We start from the raw sequence: 16,673 nt of genomic DNA on the forward strand, positions 1-16,673 counted from the left end.
ATTTAATTTTAACTAATGAACGAAAACAACTCTTTCTAAATACATGAAATATTTCAAAACTACATACACATTTTCTTTTAATATTATAGAAAATCCTATTCAGCCTGTATAAGTTTCCATGCTTTTGGTTTATCCGTTTTTTTCCCTAAAACAATCCAGCTTTTTTCTTTTCCATTTTCTTGATAATTGATTGGATAGCCATCTGTATATAAGAAATATTCAGTTGGATTATTCGGATTTGGATACACTTTAAACTGTGCAGTATTTGTTTTTCGTTTCGCAAGGTGTACCCAATTTGTCATGTTAGAGTAATTTAGGAACACATAATTATCATAGTTGGATTGTGTCATTTTCAGCAGTACACTTTCTCCTCGATGAAGGATTCCGTTATTATCTTTATCAAATACAAACTGAACTGGTGTGCCATGAACTTTATTATCATCTACGTGATTCGATAATAATGCGTAGTCATTAGAAGCATATACTTCAAATGTTAAGCCTCTATTTAGAAACTCACTCGGTACGACGAAGTATTTTTTATTTTCTTGTATTGCTTCTCCCTTAGAATCTCTCACTATCGTATTTTCAATATCTTCAGCAGCAGTTTTGCCAACATATGTTTTAAACCATAAATGGATAAATCCCGCTGTATTTCTTTGGGCTGTTTGCAAGCTCCTCTGAACAGCTGGCATAACTTCTTGCTGCCAAAGAGCATTGTCTCCTTTATTATAGTGAGATTTAATCTCGTCATTGGTAATGTTTCCGATTTCCACTTTTGCGAGTCTCGCTGTTTCATGGATCCACTGTTTTGGATCATTAGAATTCACTAAATTATATACGCCCTCACCATCAGATACTTTATACTGATCCTGAATTGTCGTCACGTAATTTTCAAAAGCACTATGAAACTTTAAAGCACTCATATCGACAGCTGTAAAATTAGCGGCATGCATTGGTTGGGTCGCATCTGTAAAGTAATGCGTCGCAACACCTAAATAATAAAAAGCTTGTTTTCGGTCATCCTTCTTGAAGTATTCACCTGCTAATTTAAAATATTTATCTCCTTGCGAGAGAGCTGTTGGTTCTTCTTCCCCTTTATAGTTCTTTCCCGTATCAGGATCATAGAAATGAGATTTCCATCCTCCCCTAATTAGCCCATCGATGCCAATTGTACCTGTACCTCCATCGTTAAATTCATCCAGGTAATCAGCATCATAAAGACCTCTTTCAAATAACTCCTTATATTCAGGCGTATTTAAAAATTGCAATTCATTTTCTTGAACTGTCTTATCTTGATTGCGACTCATAATTTGAATTGCATTTTGTGCAATCCATAAATGTGTACTTTCATTTGAATGATGCGGATGCTCTGCAGACCATCTTTTCACACGTTTATGTTCTTGTTGTTCTTGGTTTTCTTGTTTCATTACTTCTCCTATTCCACAAGCTTGTACTTCTGCTGGGATTACCACTGTACCAGAAGCTATCGCTGTGACAAGAGCCATTGTACATAATTTCTTTTTCATACGAATCTCCTAAACCTTAATTTCATCTATAACGTAAACGGTTTCACTTTAAGCAAAGATACCCTTCTACATTAAAATGTAGTTTAATCATAACTTATATATTTCAATTTATTTATGCAATTATACATATTTGATTACTAGATAAAAGTTCTCTATGCAATGAAATAGAAAAACGAAGATTAAAAACAATTTCTATCCAGTTTGTTTTCAGTATTCTACTTAAATAAGCGATAGAACATATTCCTGATACAAGTTCCCCTTGCGTCAATCCTTTATGTATACGAATTTGTCGTATTCGTTCCCCGATTTGCATGTTTCCACCCCTTATTCAAACATTCCTAATAATGAAATAACTATTTAAATACTGATTCTATTTTAATTGTACTGTTGTAATTGTATAATTTCTATCCACTTATTATTAACATAAACGGCATTGTATATTTTAAATATGATAAACTTGCTAGAAAAAAGATTTGAAGCAAATATAAACAATTGTTATTTCTACCCTATCTCTAGCAGCTTGCACTTATTTATTACACAAATATGATGAATGGATTTCTTATCATACATGTGATATTCGATTCATCACACCAACTTATTACATATGGATTTGTCTATTACGTATTCGGAAAAATCAAGACATCTTAATAAACAAAATAACGGTTGTTAAATGAGCTACAAGGAGTTATTGTTTATCGATTATTACAATCAAAAATATTTATTAAATAAGAAGAGGGATGAATATGATTTAGAGAACACATGACAAAAAGGCGCGAAAAATAGTAAGATATGTTGCAGGATTTACTACACTTTTAATACTAGTATCCTTTATTTATCAATGGAATAACGGTTTAAACATTGATACGACTGAGAGAGTTTCTTTCGGACTAGTTCTCACTTCACTACTTTCCTTTGCAGCTTTTTACCCGTAAAAAAACAAATCAATGAATAATAAAAAAGTACTTGAGGATAGACCTCAGGTACTTTTTTTGCAAGATAACATGTTATGTCTAATTATGTTAGCAGTATTCTTAATTGTATAACAAAAAGGATTGATCAAAAGATCAATCCTTTACTCTACTTCATTTAAGAAAAACAGTGTTACAACGCCTGGTCCTGTATGCGCACCGATTGCTGCACCAATTGTATTTACAATAAATACTTCACAGCCAAATTTTTCAGTAATTAATGCTTTTAATGCATTGGCAGTTTCTAAATCATCACCATGTGTGATTCCGATTGTTTGATCTTTCAGGTTCTTTCCTCGATCTTCCATGATATCAACCATTCGGCCTAAAACTTTCTTTCTTCCTCTTATTTTTTCAAGCGGTACAAGCTTTCCTTCTTCAACGTTTAAAATTGGCTTAATGTTTAATAGGCCACCAATAAATCCAGCTACCTTACTTAAACGCCCACCTCTAACAAGATACTGCAGGTCAGCTACAGTAAAGATATGCTCCATATGTTTTGTTAGAAAAGCAATTCGGTTCAAAATTTCTTCCTTTGAAGCACCCTCTTTAGCCATTTTCGCAGCCTCTAATACAACAAGCCCTTGACCAAGTGAAGCGCACTTTGTATTAATAATCTCTAAATCTAAATCCGCATATGTTTCTTTTACTTCTTCTTTAATTACTACTGAAGATTGATATGTACCAGAAAGTTCAGATGAAAAAGCTACATATATACAAGGTGTACCTAGCTTTGCATATGTAACAAATTTTTCTTGGAATGTTTCTAATGATGGTAACGACGTTTTGTACATTTCGCCCTCTCTCATCTTTTGTAACAATTGAGTCGATTCTAACGTTACCCCGTCTAAATACTCAGTTTCCGCTTCATCATATACACGAAGTGGAATCAAATCTATATCGTAAGTTTGCAGCAATTCTTTTGGTAAATCCGCCGCACTATCCGTAATGATTTTGACGCTCATTTTTTAAACCTCTATTCTATTATAAGTATACGAAAAAAGAATAATTACCTTTAAATTATATACGTAAAACACTTGTGAAGAAAGAAAAAGTATTATTAGACTATTCTATGCATGAGATAGCAAGAAATGAACTTCTTTTCAACATGATTTATATGGAGATACGAAACTATTATTTTATTACAAGTCACGTTATCACCTATATAATAGAAATATAAAAACTTTTCAAGGGGTGTATTTTTATGGGAATCAAGTTTGCTTCATTAGAAGATTTAGAATGGATTAATTATCAATATGAAGACGCGGGATTTGTGCCAAGTGACTTGAAAAAGGATAAAGTTGCGATTATAACGTACAACGGAGAATATGCAGGGTTAGGACGTTTAGTATATATTGATCAAAATACGATAGAGATGGGCGGTATTTACATCCTTCCCAAATACAGAGGTTATAAATTAGCTGGAAATCTCGTTTCTTTTTTAGTGCAAGAAGCCAAACAATCAGATGCATCTCATGTCTATTGTATTCCTTTTGAGGAACTTGCGGATTTTTATAAAAAATATGGTTATAAAAATGTTGATACAGATCAAAAAGCTGTTCATCCTATTATCATAGCTAAATATAAGTGGTGTTTACAAGAATACGATAAGAATGTTTTATTGTTTGCACTATAAAATTTTAATCAGTTATGACTGACAGAAGTCTCCTCCCTAACACATGCCTTGAGACAGGAGACTTCTGTTTGAATGCAGTTAAAGTGTATTATACTTTTTCACTTGTAACGGAATGGTAACTACCTATAAATCAACCGCATAATAAGTAATCCAAATTCCTTTTCCTTCAGCATCCAGTTTTGATTGAAAAAATTGTTCCGACACTTTTCTTTTCCCCCACTTTTTAGGAAACCATTGAAATACTTTAGGAACATTATACTTCTTGTTAGACCACACTTTTAACCTCCATAGAACAAAAATAACTACAATCAGGATGATTAAATTTAAAAAATCAGAATATGAAGCTTTCAAAAAAACCACTCCCCCTTTTTATTAAAAATGTAACAACTACCCTCTTAAAATAGCCTTTTTCACAAAAAAATACATGATAGAAAATAGTAAACATGTACCTACTATACCAAAAATCGCAATTGAAACTTTACCTGCCATCGTTTCATTTGGATCTAAAACATAAGGAAAAACTGTACCAAAAATTGCCACACACGCTAACATTACCATCGTACCTTTTAAAACTTTCACTTTCTTATTCATACTAATTATCTCCTTACGTCCTTAATAGTGGGAATCACATGGTTCTTGTTATGAACTGAAAAATAAATTCTTTATTCCTTATAAAATAATACACAATGATAGTATAAAATCCCATCTAAAAATAAGGAAACAATTTCATGTTTTCATCAAAAAACGTTATAATAGATTGTAGCCTCTACGACTATGTTATAAAGGAGAATGAAATAATGGCTAAAATTAAAGTATACCAAGCAAAAGAAGAACACATGGAAACAGTAAAAGACATTATTGATGTTCAAGAAGAAAACCCAACTGCAGAACATTTACAAATGCTATACACATGTGTATTAGATACAGAGGATATGGCATTGCCTGAATCATATATCGAAGAAGATATTTTAATCGATTCTATTGAAGTAATGGTAAATGTGTCTCAAAATAAATTAAGAGACCTAGGCACATACGATGTAATTGAAGTACAAAACAAAGGCAAAAAAACACAAATTTTATTATTAGCAGACGAAGAATACGAAATAATTGAAGGCTAATTGGTTACGTTACATACGAAAAACTCCTTTCTAATCTAGAAAGGAGTTTTTCGTTTTCTATGCTTTTGATGTCTCTGCTTTTGATGTCTCTGCTTTTATATTTTTTTGTTCCTTCTTATATACCATTCGCTCATTCCCCATAAAGAAGATAAACAAGAATGCTAAACCTGCTGGAACTAATGCCCACATAAATGTCTGAACGATAGAACTCGAAAGTGCATCAATAATTTTATCTAATATTTGCGGTGGAATTTGAGATCTTGCGCCTTCTGAAAGGATTGCTCTTGCATCCCCTAGCGCATTACTATTGATTCCATCGTCCATGCCTTTAAATGCTTCTTCTAATTGATCTTGAAAACCTGTTCTTTGAATCATACCAAAGATAGTAATTCCAAGTGTCATCCCTAGTGAACGAACAAAGTTACTCGTTGAAGTTGCCGATCCTCTTTGATTCATACCGAAATTATGGATTGCAGCCATACTTAATACCGAGAATGAGAAACCTACGCCAAAACCGATAATAATCATATAAATCGTTAACCATACACGACTTGTTTCTGGTGTTAATGTGCTTAGTAAGAACAATCCACCAAGCATAATAACAGCTGAAATAATCATGATATTACGGTAACTTAGCTTTGATGTTAAAAATCCACCTAACTGTGCTGTAACGACTGACCCTAACATCATTGGTAATAGTAATAGACCGGAATTCGTTGCGGACCCGCCATATACTCCTTGAATGAATAAAGGAATATAGACAGTTGCTGACATAAAAGCAGCTCCGTAAAATAAAGCGATAATTGTACTCATCCCAAATAAACGCTGTTTAAACATTTCAAACGATATGATAGGTTCTTCCACTTTTCTTTCGATGAAAATAAACATAATCATTAAAATAGCGAATGCTGCAAATAAACTTAAAATAAAAGTAGAATCCCAATCATACTTCTGTCCGCCAAGTTCTAATGCAAACATTAAGCAAACGACTGCACCAACAAGTGTAATTGCACCAAACCAATCGATCTTTTGTTTTTGATGAACGCGTGATTCTTTATAAAAGAATATAATAAAAATAAGTGATAGAACCCCTAGCGGCAAGTTAATATAAAACACCCAGTGCCAGCTAATATAGTCTGTAATATATGCACCAAGTAACGGACCGAAAATACTAGACAATCCAAACACCGCACCAAATAATCCGCCCATTTTCCCGCGTTTTTCGGGCGGAAAGATATCAAATACAATCGTAAATGCAATCGGAACAAGCGCTCCCCCGCCAATACCTTGAATCGCACGATAAATACCTAACTGCGTAATATTTTCTGCTGTACCACAAAGTGCAGAACCAATCATAAAAACAATTAAACCGAAAATAAAGAATTTCTTTCTCCCATACATATCTGATAACTTTCCAAAAATCGGCATCCCTGCCATTTCCGCTACCATATAGGCGGATACGACCCAGACAAAGTTTTCTAATCCGCCTAAATCACCAACAATCGTTCCCATTGCTGTCACAACAATGGTATTATCCATTGATGCCATTAAAATCCCTAGCAATAAACCGGCAACTACAAAGCCGAGTTTACTATCCTTTGCAACCATGTGTCTTACTCTCCCTCTTAATACCTATATTTGTTTATGATCTTTTACAACTGATTTTCCTTTTTGTTTAAAACTAGTATGGTATTCTACAACACCAATTTCACACCCAGGACCAATGGTAACATTGTTTCCCCTTACTACTTCAGCTATTGTATGTTCTAAATAAATATCATCCCCTTCAATAAGGCTTGCTTGAAGGGTACCAGTATGGGGTGTAAAAGGCATAAATCTAGATTTTTTTTGTACCGTAATCTTTTTGCCGCCTATTTCTCGTATTTTGCTTCCTTCATAACGGAGTGTAATATGAATATTTTCAGCATTTAATAGACCTTCACTTTCAAGTCCACCTGTTAATAATAGCTCTTCTACTTCAATATCCTCCTTAACATGTAAAGCTCCTTTAATATCTACAACATTTCCAGATAATTTGCCTTTGACTTCAAACATACCTCTCACTTTCATCTTCTCAACGTGGCCATTACCTTGTACTTGCGTATTTCCATACACTTTCACATATTCTGCCTGTATATTTCCTTGAACTTCACTTTCTCCATAGACGACATAATTTTTTGCCTTCATATCACCAGAAACATCACTCGTTCCATACGTCTTAAATTCATTACAACTAACATGGTTAGAAATCGTTCCTTCACCACGGATTTTCACTTTATTATAAGCTCCACCTGCTGAACTACCTGATCCGTTCACAGTGAGACTATGCTGATTTCCCATATCTATTCCTCACTTCCTCCCAAAATTAAACTTGCTGAATTTCTTTTACTTTCGCATTTTTATCCACATGAAGAACTCCCGTATATTCAATCAGTCCAATCTCACAATTTGGCCCTACCGTAACATTGTTCCCTCTTACTGTTTTGATTTGTACGTGATCAATATCTATATTGTCACCTTCTAACAATTCAGCTTCTAAGTGCGACCCAAACACTGTTTTAAAAAGTCTACTAAATGCTGTTTCTCTATGCCTTACTTTAATTGTTTGACCACCTATTTCTTTTGCTCTACATGTACCGTGAATATCGATGTCAATTTCATCGGCGCTTAGTAGACCTCCAATTGTAAACTGTCCTTCTGACGAAAAGATATCTACTTCACAATTACCGTCAATAGTCGCTTGCCCGCGGATTTTAAGCTCTTCACCTTTCAAAGTACCACCAATTGCTCCTTTTCCAGCAATTTTCAAATCGTTAGCCGTTACATCTTTTGTAATCGTTGCTTTTCCATCAATTCGCATATTTTCAGTGCTTACTGTACCGTCAACTTTACCAGACCCACTAATTTTTGCGCTCTTGCTTTTTAAATCACCATTTACACTACCAGAACCGTTACATTCAAAGTTGTCACATTCAACATTCCCGTTCACAGTTCCTTTTCCGTTTAATTGTACTTTATGAAACTCCCCACCATTAGAAGAACCGTAACCATTTATAATTAAATTTTCTGTACGCACTATTTCTCCTCCACTATAATAGTTTTGATTTTAACGTTTCTGTATATTGCATAATTGTTAAACGTACAACTACCTTCGTACCTTTCTCGAAAAATAAATCATCTACATTTGATACTAAGAAGCATGTAGAAATACCGAGTTTACGAGCCACAACTAATTCACTATTCTTTTGTTTCATGATTTCATAATGTTCGTGAAATACTTGCAGTATCATCTTGCCTTCTTCCAAGCTAATTTCTCCGGATTGAAGCAATTCCTCTAAAATAAATACATAAAGAATATCTACAAACTGAAATTCTGCCTGTTTATTCATTTGTTCTATAAAAAATTGTACAACCGGTTCTGAAGCAATACCCTTTCGGATGATGTCTTCTTTCATGAAAGAAATCTCAGATACACTTGGTGAAAACATATTTGCTAATTCATCAAGCGATAGGTCTTCTTTCATCGTTTGAATTTTATCAATACGCTCTAATATCTTTTCTTTCGGAAAAAATGTTTCTTGCCCTGTAAAAGTCGATTTCCTGATAAACCAATCTTCTGGTATTAAATTCTTTCGTTTCCACCTATATAGCTGCCCGTATGAAATACCAGTCAGTTCCAATAAATCTTTTTTTGAAATTAAATCTGTACTCAACTGTATAACACTCCTTCCTGATAACAATGTAACATAACACTGTTACATTGTAAATGAGTGTTTTCCATAAATATGCATAATCATGTTCACAACCAGACGTTTATTCCACATAAAAAAGACCCTTTCGTATGCCATTTCATTTCGAAAGAGTCCCTTTATATCAAGGTTTAAACCATATATGGTAAAAATCAATCCATCCTTGAGAATTAATTCTTATATTTTGTACTTTTTCATGTGTACTTATGTGCTGTTTATTACGATATAAAGGAATAATATGAATGTTACGTAACAATGTGTCCTCCACATCGCGTAACAATGTCATTCGCTTTTCTGCATTCGGTTCATTAAAGTACGCATGTAATTGTTTATTAAAGTCTAGAGAGCTATGTTGATTTATAAAACTATTTTTTGCAAGAAACATTTGTAAAAAACTTAGCTCTATTTTCTCACTAATTGTGGCGCTATCATGAATCAAATCCGCTTGTTCCATTGTTTCCGCTCGTAATAATTCCAGTGCATCGAGAAAATGTATTTCAATTGTAATTCCGTACTTTGCACATTCTTTTTGAATCCACTTAGAATCTTCCACATGATCTTGTTCTTTAAACGTATATAAGTATAATACTTCGCCACTATATTCGCTCTTTTGTAGAAGAGTGTTCACACCCTCATTTATGCTCCAAGTTGCACGATTTGCTAGTAATAATTCATCTGCTCCCTCACCGCGTTCTCCCTCTAACTCATCTATTATTTTATTACTATGAATTATTCCATATAATGCTTGCCTAAATATACTATTTTGCAAAGGTCCTTGTTTTTTAGTATTTAACGTAACATACGTTACGTTAGATTCCATTTTAGAAAGTTCTTTATGAGGGTTCTCTATCTCTTTATGCTCAGCTTTCATCGAAACGTCATATTCATCCGTACTTTTCGGCACATTCCAAAGTTCAATTCGATCAAGAAATGGTCGTTCACGAAAGTATGAATTATGTACTTCTAATACAAAGATAGAATCGTTATTTTCTCGTAATTTAAATGGCCCTGTTCCACTTACATTCCCTTCTTCATCTTCCGTTACAATAGAACACTGTTCTGCACCTAGAATATGTAATAGCAACTTATTTTCTGTATGCAAGTATATCTCCACAATATGTTCATTTACAATATGGATTCTTTCAACATGCTGCAACATCCACAAATACGGATTATCCTCCCTATTCATAAATCTATCGAATGAGTAGACAACATCATGAGCTGTGAAACGTTTACCATTATGAAATTGCACACCTTTACGCAAATAAAAAGTCCACACTTTTTGGTCGTCATTATACTCCCAATGAAACGCAAGTCTCGGCTCTATTACATTGGTACTTTCGTTCACATATACAAGCGTGTCGTAAACATGTTTCACCATATGACATTCTGAACGCATTGTAGCATATACAGGATCCAATAGAATCTTCGGACGCATTTCAACTTGTAAACGAAGTACATCTTGTCTACCTTGAGTCGTCATTTCAATTTGATAACCAAATATTGAATTTATCCAAGTTTGGAATTGTTTTTGCAGCATTGGAAAATACTCCATATATTGTTCAACAAATTCTTTTCCGCCTTTTACATCCCCCTGTTTCGTTATTTCTTTCCCCTTTTCTAAAATTAATACAGCGGGATCTTTTTGAAACGATACCTTTGATCGATTCCCTCTCCCGCGTCCTGGAGACCAACAAACCCATCCTAGCTCTTCTAATTTTTTTATAATAAATTTACTGTTTCTATCAGTACAAAACAATGTTTCAGATATATTTTGTAATGTTATTTCTATTTTTTCTCCCTCTGGTCTCCCTTTTCCATACCGGATCCAAAGCTGAACGTACTGATCTAAAATAACCATATTCATCCCCCTAAAAGGTGAAAAATCCCACTCTTTCATTCTACCCTTTTTCATTCCTTGCTTCTATCTTAAGATTTCCATATAGAAAGGAGGAAATAAAGAATGAAAACTCTTATAAAACGTTATAGTAAACCGATTTGGATTCGACTACTAGGTGAATTGTTAACAAGAACAACTGAGGCGATGTTAGCGATAATTTTTATTGTACATGTCAATAAAGCTTTAGAAGGAAATGTCGTCCTGACGATGCTTCTCTTTGGCTTGCAACCACTTTCTGATATCATATTCACAATCATTGCTGGAGGCGTAACAGATAAGTACGGTAGAAAGAAAATTATGTTACTTGGATTATTCATACAGGCAATTGCAATCGGTGGATTTGTTTTCGCTGCATCAGTCCCGTTCTTTGCTTTGTTATATGTAATGAATGGTGTTGGCCGCTCCCTATACATTCCTGCTCAGCGTGCTCAAATTGCAGATTTAACTGCGCCAGAACAACAAGCGGAAATATTTGCTGTTCTTCAATCAGTGGGAGCAGTCGGAGCTGTAATTGGTCCGTTCATTAGTGCCTTTATTTATAACAGTCATCCTGAATACTTATTTATAATTCAAGCTATGGCTCTCCTGCTATATGCCATTCTCGTATGGACGCAGCTTCCCGAAACAGCGCCAATCATTCAAACAGCTCAAAAATCAACACAAGTCACAACAAAGAAAGAATTTATTTTTAAGCATTATGCCGTATTCGGACTTATGATATCTACTCTTCCGATTAGCTTTTTCTATGCTCAAACTGAAACAAATTATCGTGTATTTGCAGAGAATATCTTTCCAAATTTCTTATTCGTTCTCGCATTCATTTCAACTTGTAGAGCAATTATGGAAATCATACTACAAGTTGGTCTTGTCAAATGGTCTGAACGATTTTCAATGCCAAAAATCATCATGATTTCATATGTTTTTTATACATTGGCAGCCATCGGTTATGGTTATTCTACAACATTATGGTCACTCTTCTTTACATTGCTTTTCCTTACAATTGGTGAAAGCATTGCTTTAAATCACTTACTCCGCTTTGTTTCAGGAATCGCACCAAGTCACATGCGCGGATTATATTTTTCCATTTACGGCATACACTGGGACATTTCTCGAACATGCGGTCCCGTTATTGGAGCAATGGTATTAGGCCATGTAAACGGCAGTACCCTATTTTATATTTGTGCCTGCTTATTAATAATCGGTGGAATCATCCAAACCTATTTTGTTTCTTCTGTAGAGCGCAACAAATCAAAAGAGCTGTCTTTGTAAAAGAACAGCTTTTTTTCTTCTCTTTACTAACCAGCACCATTATTCATGTTATCTTCTAGAGAAAATACAGAGATACGATCCTTGGATAATTACTTTTAATGCAATTTGTTGTATCCCCGCCGGTTATTCGTTTATACCGATCGTAATATTACAGGCGCTTATGAGAAAAAATTAGATATAAGTACTGTTTTGAAAAAATAAACCATTAAAAAAAGCTGCCCATTAAAGAGCAGCCCTAAATATGTATTTATACCTCAATATTTTTACCATCTTCAACAATATGGTACAGTAAATGAGCCAAATGATGAATCGGACCATACTCTTCCTCTTCTTCATCTGTTTCCCCTTGGAACTCAAGATCATTTAAGTATAATGCTAAAAATTGATAGAATAATTTCAAATCAAATCCATAGCAAGCACTTGGTTCTTCGTGATCTCCTTCATATTGTAACATTAAGTATTGCTCGTTTCCTTCTGCATCTTCCGCATCAAAGAATACAAAGAATCCTACATTTGTATCTAAATCAAATAGATGGCGAGTACCGTTTTCTGTTACTTTATTGAAGTCCTCTTCACTTAATTTATGTACTGTTGTTGCTTTTGCATTGTCTTCTTGATGAAAGTTTACTGTAAATGATTTCAATGCTGACACCTCCTGATTGTATAACAGTAGCATAACAGATTAGGACAAATAATACAAAAATGGATTGCTGACAATTGACAGCAATCCACTTAATTCACTTTCGCAATGCACGCAGTAATAAGCTAACAATAAATATTAAAATGATTGCACCAATTAATGCTGGAATAATTGCATAACCTCCGATAACCGGTCCAAACGTACCCAATAATAATGTTCCAAGCCAAGAACCAATAATCCCAGCAATAATATTTCCAATTACACCACCAGGTACATCTTTACCAACGATTAAACCTGCTAGCCACCCTAAAATACCACCAACAATTAATGACCATATGAATGCCATATTATTTCCTCCTTCATATCATAAAAAAATAATCCTAAATCATCGCTTACCATTAGTTATGTTACTTTTTTTATTAAGTTATACTTTTAACTTGTGTGTTGTAGAAATACGATTAACCCAAACGATTTAAAGTAACACTGCCATCGTCAACAAGGATTTTACGGGAGACATAATCTATATCTTTATTCTTTGATCTAATTATTCAAGATTGGGTTTAATGGGTGCATGTATAATCCCCCCAAAGGCTCCATAAACAGAACGCATGTTTTGATTTTTTCTTAAGATTCAGTAAAATGAACATATGAAAAGGGGAGCATAAATTGAACAAAGTCGATTTACTATTATTAAACCCATCAGAAGTGAGAAGACGAAGCATAAAAGTTTGGACAACTATTCCTGAGGATACATTAGATTGGAGACCAGATGCTGAGGCATTAAGTTGTAAAGAGATGATAAGACATGTTTTAGAAGCTGAATACATTTATCTGCAAATATTAAAAAATCAAGGTGATGCACAAAATGTAACGTCACCTTATGAGACAAGAGCATTTACATCTGTTTCGGACGAACTCCATTTTGCACAACCATACCATGAACTGTTTATTGATTTTATAAAATCTTTATCAAATGAAGAATTAGAAAATATAAAAATAAATCGTTCAAACCTAACTGAACTTGGATACACGGGATATATTCGCTCTTTAGGTGATATGCTACTACGAATGCGTATCATGAAAGTGTTCATACAGGACAAATATTAGATTATATGAGAACGATGCAGATAGATCGACCAGATATTTGGGACTAAGGTTCTTGATATTTACACATTGAAGAGAATAATTCTCTATTCGGCGGAATAATTGATCCTAGGCCGTGATTTCCATGGATTTCCGGAAAAACAAAGGATCTTCCGCCATCATTGGTCGGCTCGCTCCTTTCATTATTTTTTACCTTCGTAACATAAACATTTCAGTTACAATCTCAAGGATATCAATATTACATGTTTTATCAGCACAATTTAAAGCAGCCGCATCATTGATACCAAAATCTCCAAAAAAAGATTGTTTTTTATTAACTCTCTTCCCCCTCCTTATCATATTCTACTATTATTAGTATGTGAAAAAGACAAGGCGGTGAAACAATAAAAAATAAAAAAGCCACCTATTTGCTGGCAGCTATAAAGAGATAATACAATTGTTTTCCTTATATTCAACTAACGTTCATTTTTTAAATATGAATACAACTTAGTTAGCTTTCATTTTCCTCTTAAAACCTAAAACAGCAATTACAAAGATAATAATCGTATTGCCAACTACCCATAATAAAGGTACAACCAGATCACGGTATTCACCAGATAAAGCAAATCGTGTAGCATCAACCGCATGAGCAAATGGCAATGCGTAACCGATTGTTTTAATTGTACCACCCATCATATCTAACTTGAACCAAGTGCCACTTAACCATGTGGAAATGAAACAAGTTTATCATATTTAGCGAGAAGACCTCTACCTCAAGCGCGTAACGGTAGGTAGGGGGAGTTCAATGTTAAAGGACTTTATTATTAACAGCAGTTTCCCTCTTTTTATAAGACAAATATGCTAATACATTCTTACTTGCATCATATTTGGGATTATTTCCTTTTCTTGGCTCCCTAACATGTGTCTTCTCAAATCCAGGAATTTCAGGCATGCTCTCCAAAAATTCGACAATTTCTTTTTCAGTTCCCTCAATACGTACACGAATCATTTTTACTACTCCTCAATCTTGTTTTTCTCCATATTAAGTATAACGTATCTGGAAAAGGCTGCAAGATAATTATCTTTTTAAAGTTGGGCTTTTTTGACATACAAAGAGCGCCATCTCAGTATAAAACGATTCTACTTTATTATTTTCAAAACAAATTTTGAAAAACTCCTTTATTTCATTTGAAGTTTTCATCATACAATCTGTTAACTTTGAGCGCGTTTGCTGTGGCACATCCATCATGTTGCACCACCAATCAAAATTAAATTGTTTCTCAAATGTAATACATGATCGCATTTGCAAACCGTTTTTTTCTAATAATGAAATCCATTCTGTTTTTGTCAAAGCCCGCTCGTGACTCGGATCACGTTTCTTCTCAATAAAATTATAAAATGTATCATACTCTGGATTTTCTGGAGAAACATTATCAATTAAAACGAAAAAACCCATTTCTTCTAATACTCGATGTACTTCCTGAATGAACTGAGATGGATTTTGGAAATGATGTGCTGCAATACGACATACTACTGTATCAAATGACGCATTAGAGAATGGTAAATTCTCAGCATTTCCAGCTACAAATGAAACGTTATCATGTCCATTAGAATGAATAAATTCTTTTGCTTTTTCCAACATTTGTTCCGTTAAATCAAGAGCAACTACACTTTTGAATAATGGTGCTAATGTATTCGCTACATGTCCACCTCCTGTAGCAATATCAAGAAGACGAGCATTTTTATGATCTTGAACTTGCTGCATTAAGTATTGCAAATCTGACCCTTCTGCATGAATTTGACTTTTGACATACTTTTCAGCGTTACTACCAAATTGAGTCTTTATAAGTTCTTCATTATTCATTCTGGATCAACTTCTTTCAACATATATTTACATATTCTTTTTCAGCAAGAATATATAAATATCCTCTTTTCATCGTAGTATAGAAGTTTATTTGTACCTTCTCTTTTTAACTTCGCCAAAATTCCCTCTATATTTTTATCACGCTAAGCATACACTCTTTACGCAACGAAACACCGTTTGAATAATAAAAAAATCCTGAGAAATAACGATTCTCAGAATTTTTACTTTAAAAATATTCTTAATTCAAATCTGTAAGCAGTTCGTTTTCCCATGCAATTGTATTCACGTATGAGTCCTTACTTCTAAACATTCTAAGCGTATAATTAAGATTGTACTTGTCCTGATTTATAAATTCTGTGTCCAATTTATTAAAATGACTACCGATATGAAAAGCAAGAAAATACTCGTTCCAATCCGAATAGGAGTTTTGGGCAAGTTTTGCTGCTTGCACCATGTAATGATTCGCTTCCTTTTTGGATAAATAACCTAATCTCCTACCAATCCGGCTCAAACAAATACACCATGCATAATCAAATGCAGCAATCCCCGAATCCGGTAACATATGTAACCCATGATTAGCGACATAAAGTTTTTCATAGTCGGGTTGATCTTTAGGTAACTGTTTCCTCCTCGCTTCTGAAAGAGGGCTTAATTGATTGCGCATAGAATTAAATTCGTAACGCGACCCCTCTTCTAAAAACCACTCAATTCTCTCTTTTAGCGCTGCTGGTTCTTGACAACCACATTTTCTCAGCGCTTTTTTTAAATGCTTTTTACCAAGTATACGGTCTCTTATGAAAGTAAATTCATATTCAGTATAATAATTCATAAGAAAATGAGTATCCAAACATACTGTGGACAAGCAGCGAAAATATTGGTCAATCTGCTTTCTTTTCCCTAGAACTAGCACCCTGTCTCCT

Annotated in this window: 18 protein-coding genes and 3 pseudogenes; 4 read left to right on the top strand and 17 right to left on the bottom strand. The window is 34.0% G+C overall.

All coding sequences use genetic code 11. The features are described 5' to 3' along the window. Positions 1–95: 95 nt before the first annotated feature. The 3 genes and pseudogenes from BLV40_RS10895 to BLV40_RS10910 form a co-directional block, all read right to left on the bottom strand. Positions 96–1,526, bottom strand: coding sequence for a zinc dependent phospholipase C family protein (locus tag BLV40_RS10895; protein ID WP_090689763.1), 1,431 nt, complete (start codon positions 1,524–1,526; stop codon positions 96–98). A gap of 211 nt (positions 1,527–1,737) precedes the next feature. Then, positions 1,738–1,839: pseudogene (locus tag BLV40_RS27980) on the bottom strand (XRE family transcriptional regulator); the annotation flags it as partial. Positions 1,840–2,598: 759 nt separating this feature from the next. Then, the gene (locus BLV40_RS10910) at positions 2,599–3,459 is read right to left on the bottom strand and encodes a DegV family protein (protein WP_090689768.1); all 861 of its coding nucleotides are present in this window, start codon (positions 3,457–3,459) and stop codon (positions 2,599–2,601) included. Between the two features lie 239 nt (positions 3,460–3,698). Between BLV40_RS10910 and BLV40_RS10915 the strand changes: the two genes are divergently transcribed. Next, complete coding sequence (locus tag BLV40_RS10915; protein ID WP_090689771.1) at positions 3,699–4,130, top strand: GNAT family N-acetyltransferase; 432 nt, start codon at positions 3,699–3,701, stop codon at positions 4,128–4,130. Positions 4,131–4,253: 123 nt separating this feature from the next. Here the strand turns inward: BLV40_RS10915 and BLV40_RS10920 are convergent, their stop codons facing one another. Both BLV40_RS10920 and BLV40_RS10925 read right to left on the bottom strand, forming a co-directional pair. Continuing rightward, a complete protein-coding gene (locus BLV40_RS10920) occupies positions 4,254–4,490 on the bottom strand; it encodes a hypothetical protein (protein WP_244525381.1) in 237 nt (78 codons plus the stop codon). A gap of 27 nt (positions 4,491–4,517) precedes the next feature. Beyond that, entirely contained in the window at positions 4,518–4,721 is a 204-nt protein-coding gene (locus BLV40_RS10925) for a hypothetical protein (protein WP_090689773.1), read from the bottom strand. Positions 4,722–4,927: 206 nt separating this feature from the next. Between BLV40_RS10925 and BLV40_RS10930 the strand changes: the two genes are divergently transcribed. Beyond that, a complete protein-coding gene (locus BLV40_RS10930; RefSeq protein ID WP_026591051.1) occupies positions 4,928–5,248 on the top strand; it encodes a hypothetical protein in 321 nt (106 codons plus the stop codon). Between the two features lie 57 nt (positions 5,249–5,305). Here the strand turns inward: BLV40_RS10930 and BLV40_RS10935 are convergent, their stop codons facing one another. The 5 genes from BLV40_RS10935 to BLV40_RS10955 all read right to left on the bottom strand — a co-directional run bounded on the left by BLV40_RS10935 (position 5,306) and on the right by BLV40_RS10955 (position 10,912). After that, on the bottom strand, positions 5,306–6,856 hold the full coding sequence (locus tag BLV40_RS10935) for an MDR family MFS transporter (protein ID WP_090689776.1): 1,551 nt from the start codon (positions 6,854–6,856) through the stop codon (positions 5,306–5,308). 24 nt (positions 6,857–6,880) lie between these two features. Beyond that, positions 6,881–7,588: a polymer-forming cytoskeletal protein gene (locus BLV40_RS10940; RefSeq protein WP_090689779.1), complete on the bottom strand. Its 708-nt coding sequence runs from the start codon at positions 7,586–7,588 to the stop codon at positions 6,881–6,883. 25 nt (positions 7,589–7,613) lie between these two features. Then, positions 7,614–8,324, bottom strand: a complete 711-nt coding sequence (locus tag BLV40_RS10945) for a polymer-forming cytoskeletal protein (protein ID WP_026591054.1) — start codon at positions 8,322–8,324, stop codon at positions 7,614–7,616. A gap of 13 nt (positions 8,325–8,337) precedes the next feature. Continuing rightward, the gene (locus BLV40_RS10950) at positions 8,338–8,961 is read right to left on the bottom strand and encodes a YhbD family protein (protein ID WP_026591055.1); all 624 of its coding nucleotides are present in this window, start codon (positions 8,959–8,961) and stop codon (positions 8,338–8,340) included. 160 nt (positions 8,962–9,121) lie between these two features. Further along, positions 9,122–10,912, bottom strand: coding sequence for an ABC transporter substrate-binding protein (locus tag BLV40_RS10955; RefSeq protein ID WP_090689781.1), 1,791 nt, complete (start codon positions 10,910–10,912; stop codon positions 9,122–9,124). Between the two features lie 48 nt (positions 10,913–10,960). Between BLV40_RS10955 and BLV40_RS10960 the strand changes: the two genes are divergently transcribed. Then, positions 10,961–12,166 (top strand): MDR family MFS transporter, encoded by a 1,206-nt coding sequence (locus BLV40_RS10960; RefSeq protein ID WP_090689783.1) that lies wholly within the window; start codon positions 10,961–10,963, stop codon positions 12,164–12,166. Between the two features lie 247 nt (positions 12,167–12,413). On the opposite strand, the gene BLV40_RS10965 is transcribed toward BLV40_RS10960, so the two are convergent. Continuing rightward, entirely contained in the window at positions 12,414–12,809 is a 396-nt protein-coding gene (locus BLV40_RS10965) for a hypothetical protein (protein WP_026591058.1), read from the bottom strand. 94 nt (positions 12,810–12,903) lie between these two features. Then, on the bottom strand, positions 12,904–13,152 hold the full coding sequence (locus BLV40_RS10970; RefSeq protein ID WP_090689787.1) for a GlsB/YeaQ/YmgE family stress response membrane protein: 249 nt from the start codon (positions 13,150–13,152) through the stop codon (positions 12,904–12,906). A 320-nt stretch (positions 13,153–13,472) separates the two neighbouring features. Here BLV40_RS10970 and BLV40_RS10975 point away from each other — a divergent pair. Further along, positions 13,473–13,960 (top strand): annotated as a pseudogene (locus BLV40_RS10975) (DinB family protein). 41 nt (positions 13,961–14,001) lie between these two features. On the opposite strand, the pseudogene BLV40_RS29275 reads toward BLV40_RS10975, so the two are convergent. The 5 genes and pseudogenes from BLV40_RS29275 to BLV40_RS11000 form a co-directional block, all read right to left on the bottom strand. Continuing rightward, positions 14,002–14,249: pseudogene (locus BLV40_RS29275) on the bottom strand (nucleoside hydrolase); the annotation flags it as partial. Positions 14,250–14,396: 147 nt separating this feature from the next. After that, positions 14,397–14,585 (bottom strand): hypothetical protein, encoded by a 189-nt coding sequence (locus tag BLV40_RS10985; protein WP_231503912.1) that lies wholly within the window; start codon positions 14,583–14,585, stop codon positions 14,397–14,399. A 112-nt stretch (positions 14,586–14,697) separates the two neighbouring features. Then, the gene (locus BLV40_RS10990) at positions 14,698–14,898 is read right to left on the bottom strand and encodes a YvzF family protein (RefSeq protein ID WP_026591061.1); all 201 of its coding nucleotides are present in this window, start codon (positions 14,896–14,898) and stop codon (positions 14,698–14,700) included. 69 nt (positions 14,899–14,967) lie between these two features. Further along, a complete protein-coding gene (locus tag BLV40_RS10995; protein WP_090689790.1) occupies positions 14,968–15,753 on the bottom strand; it encodes a class I SAM-dependent methyltransferase in 786 nt (261 codons plus the stop codon). Positions 15,754–15,991: 238 nt separating this feature from the next. Continuing rightward, the gene (locus tag BLV40_RS11000; RefSeq protein ID WP_026591063.1) at positions 15,992–16,663 is read right to left on the bottom strand and encodes a DUF1266 domain-containing protein; all 672 of its coding nucleotides are present in this window, start codon (positions 16,661–16,663) and stop codon (positions 15,992–15,994) included. Positions 16,664–16,673 lie beyond the last annotated feature (10 nt).

Source organism: Bacillus sp. 166amftsu, assembly GCF_900107445.1.
Lineage (GTDB): Bacteria > Bacillota > Bacilli > Bacillales > Bacillaceae_G > Bacillus_A > Bacillus_A arachidis.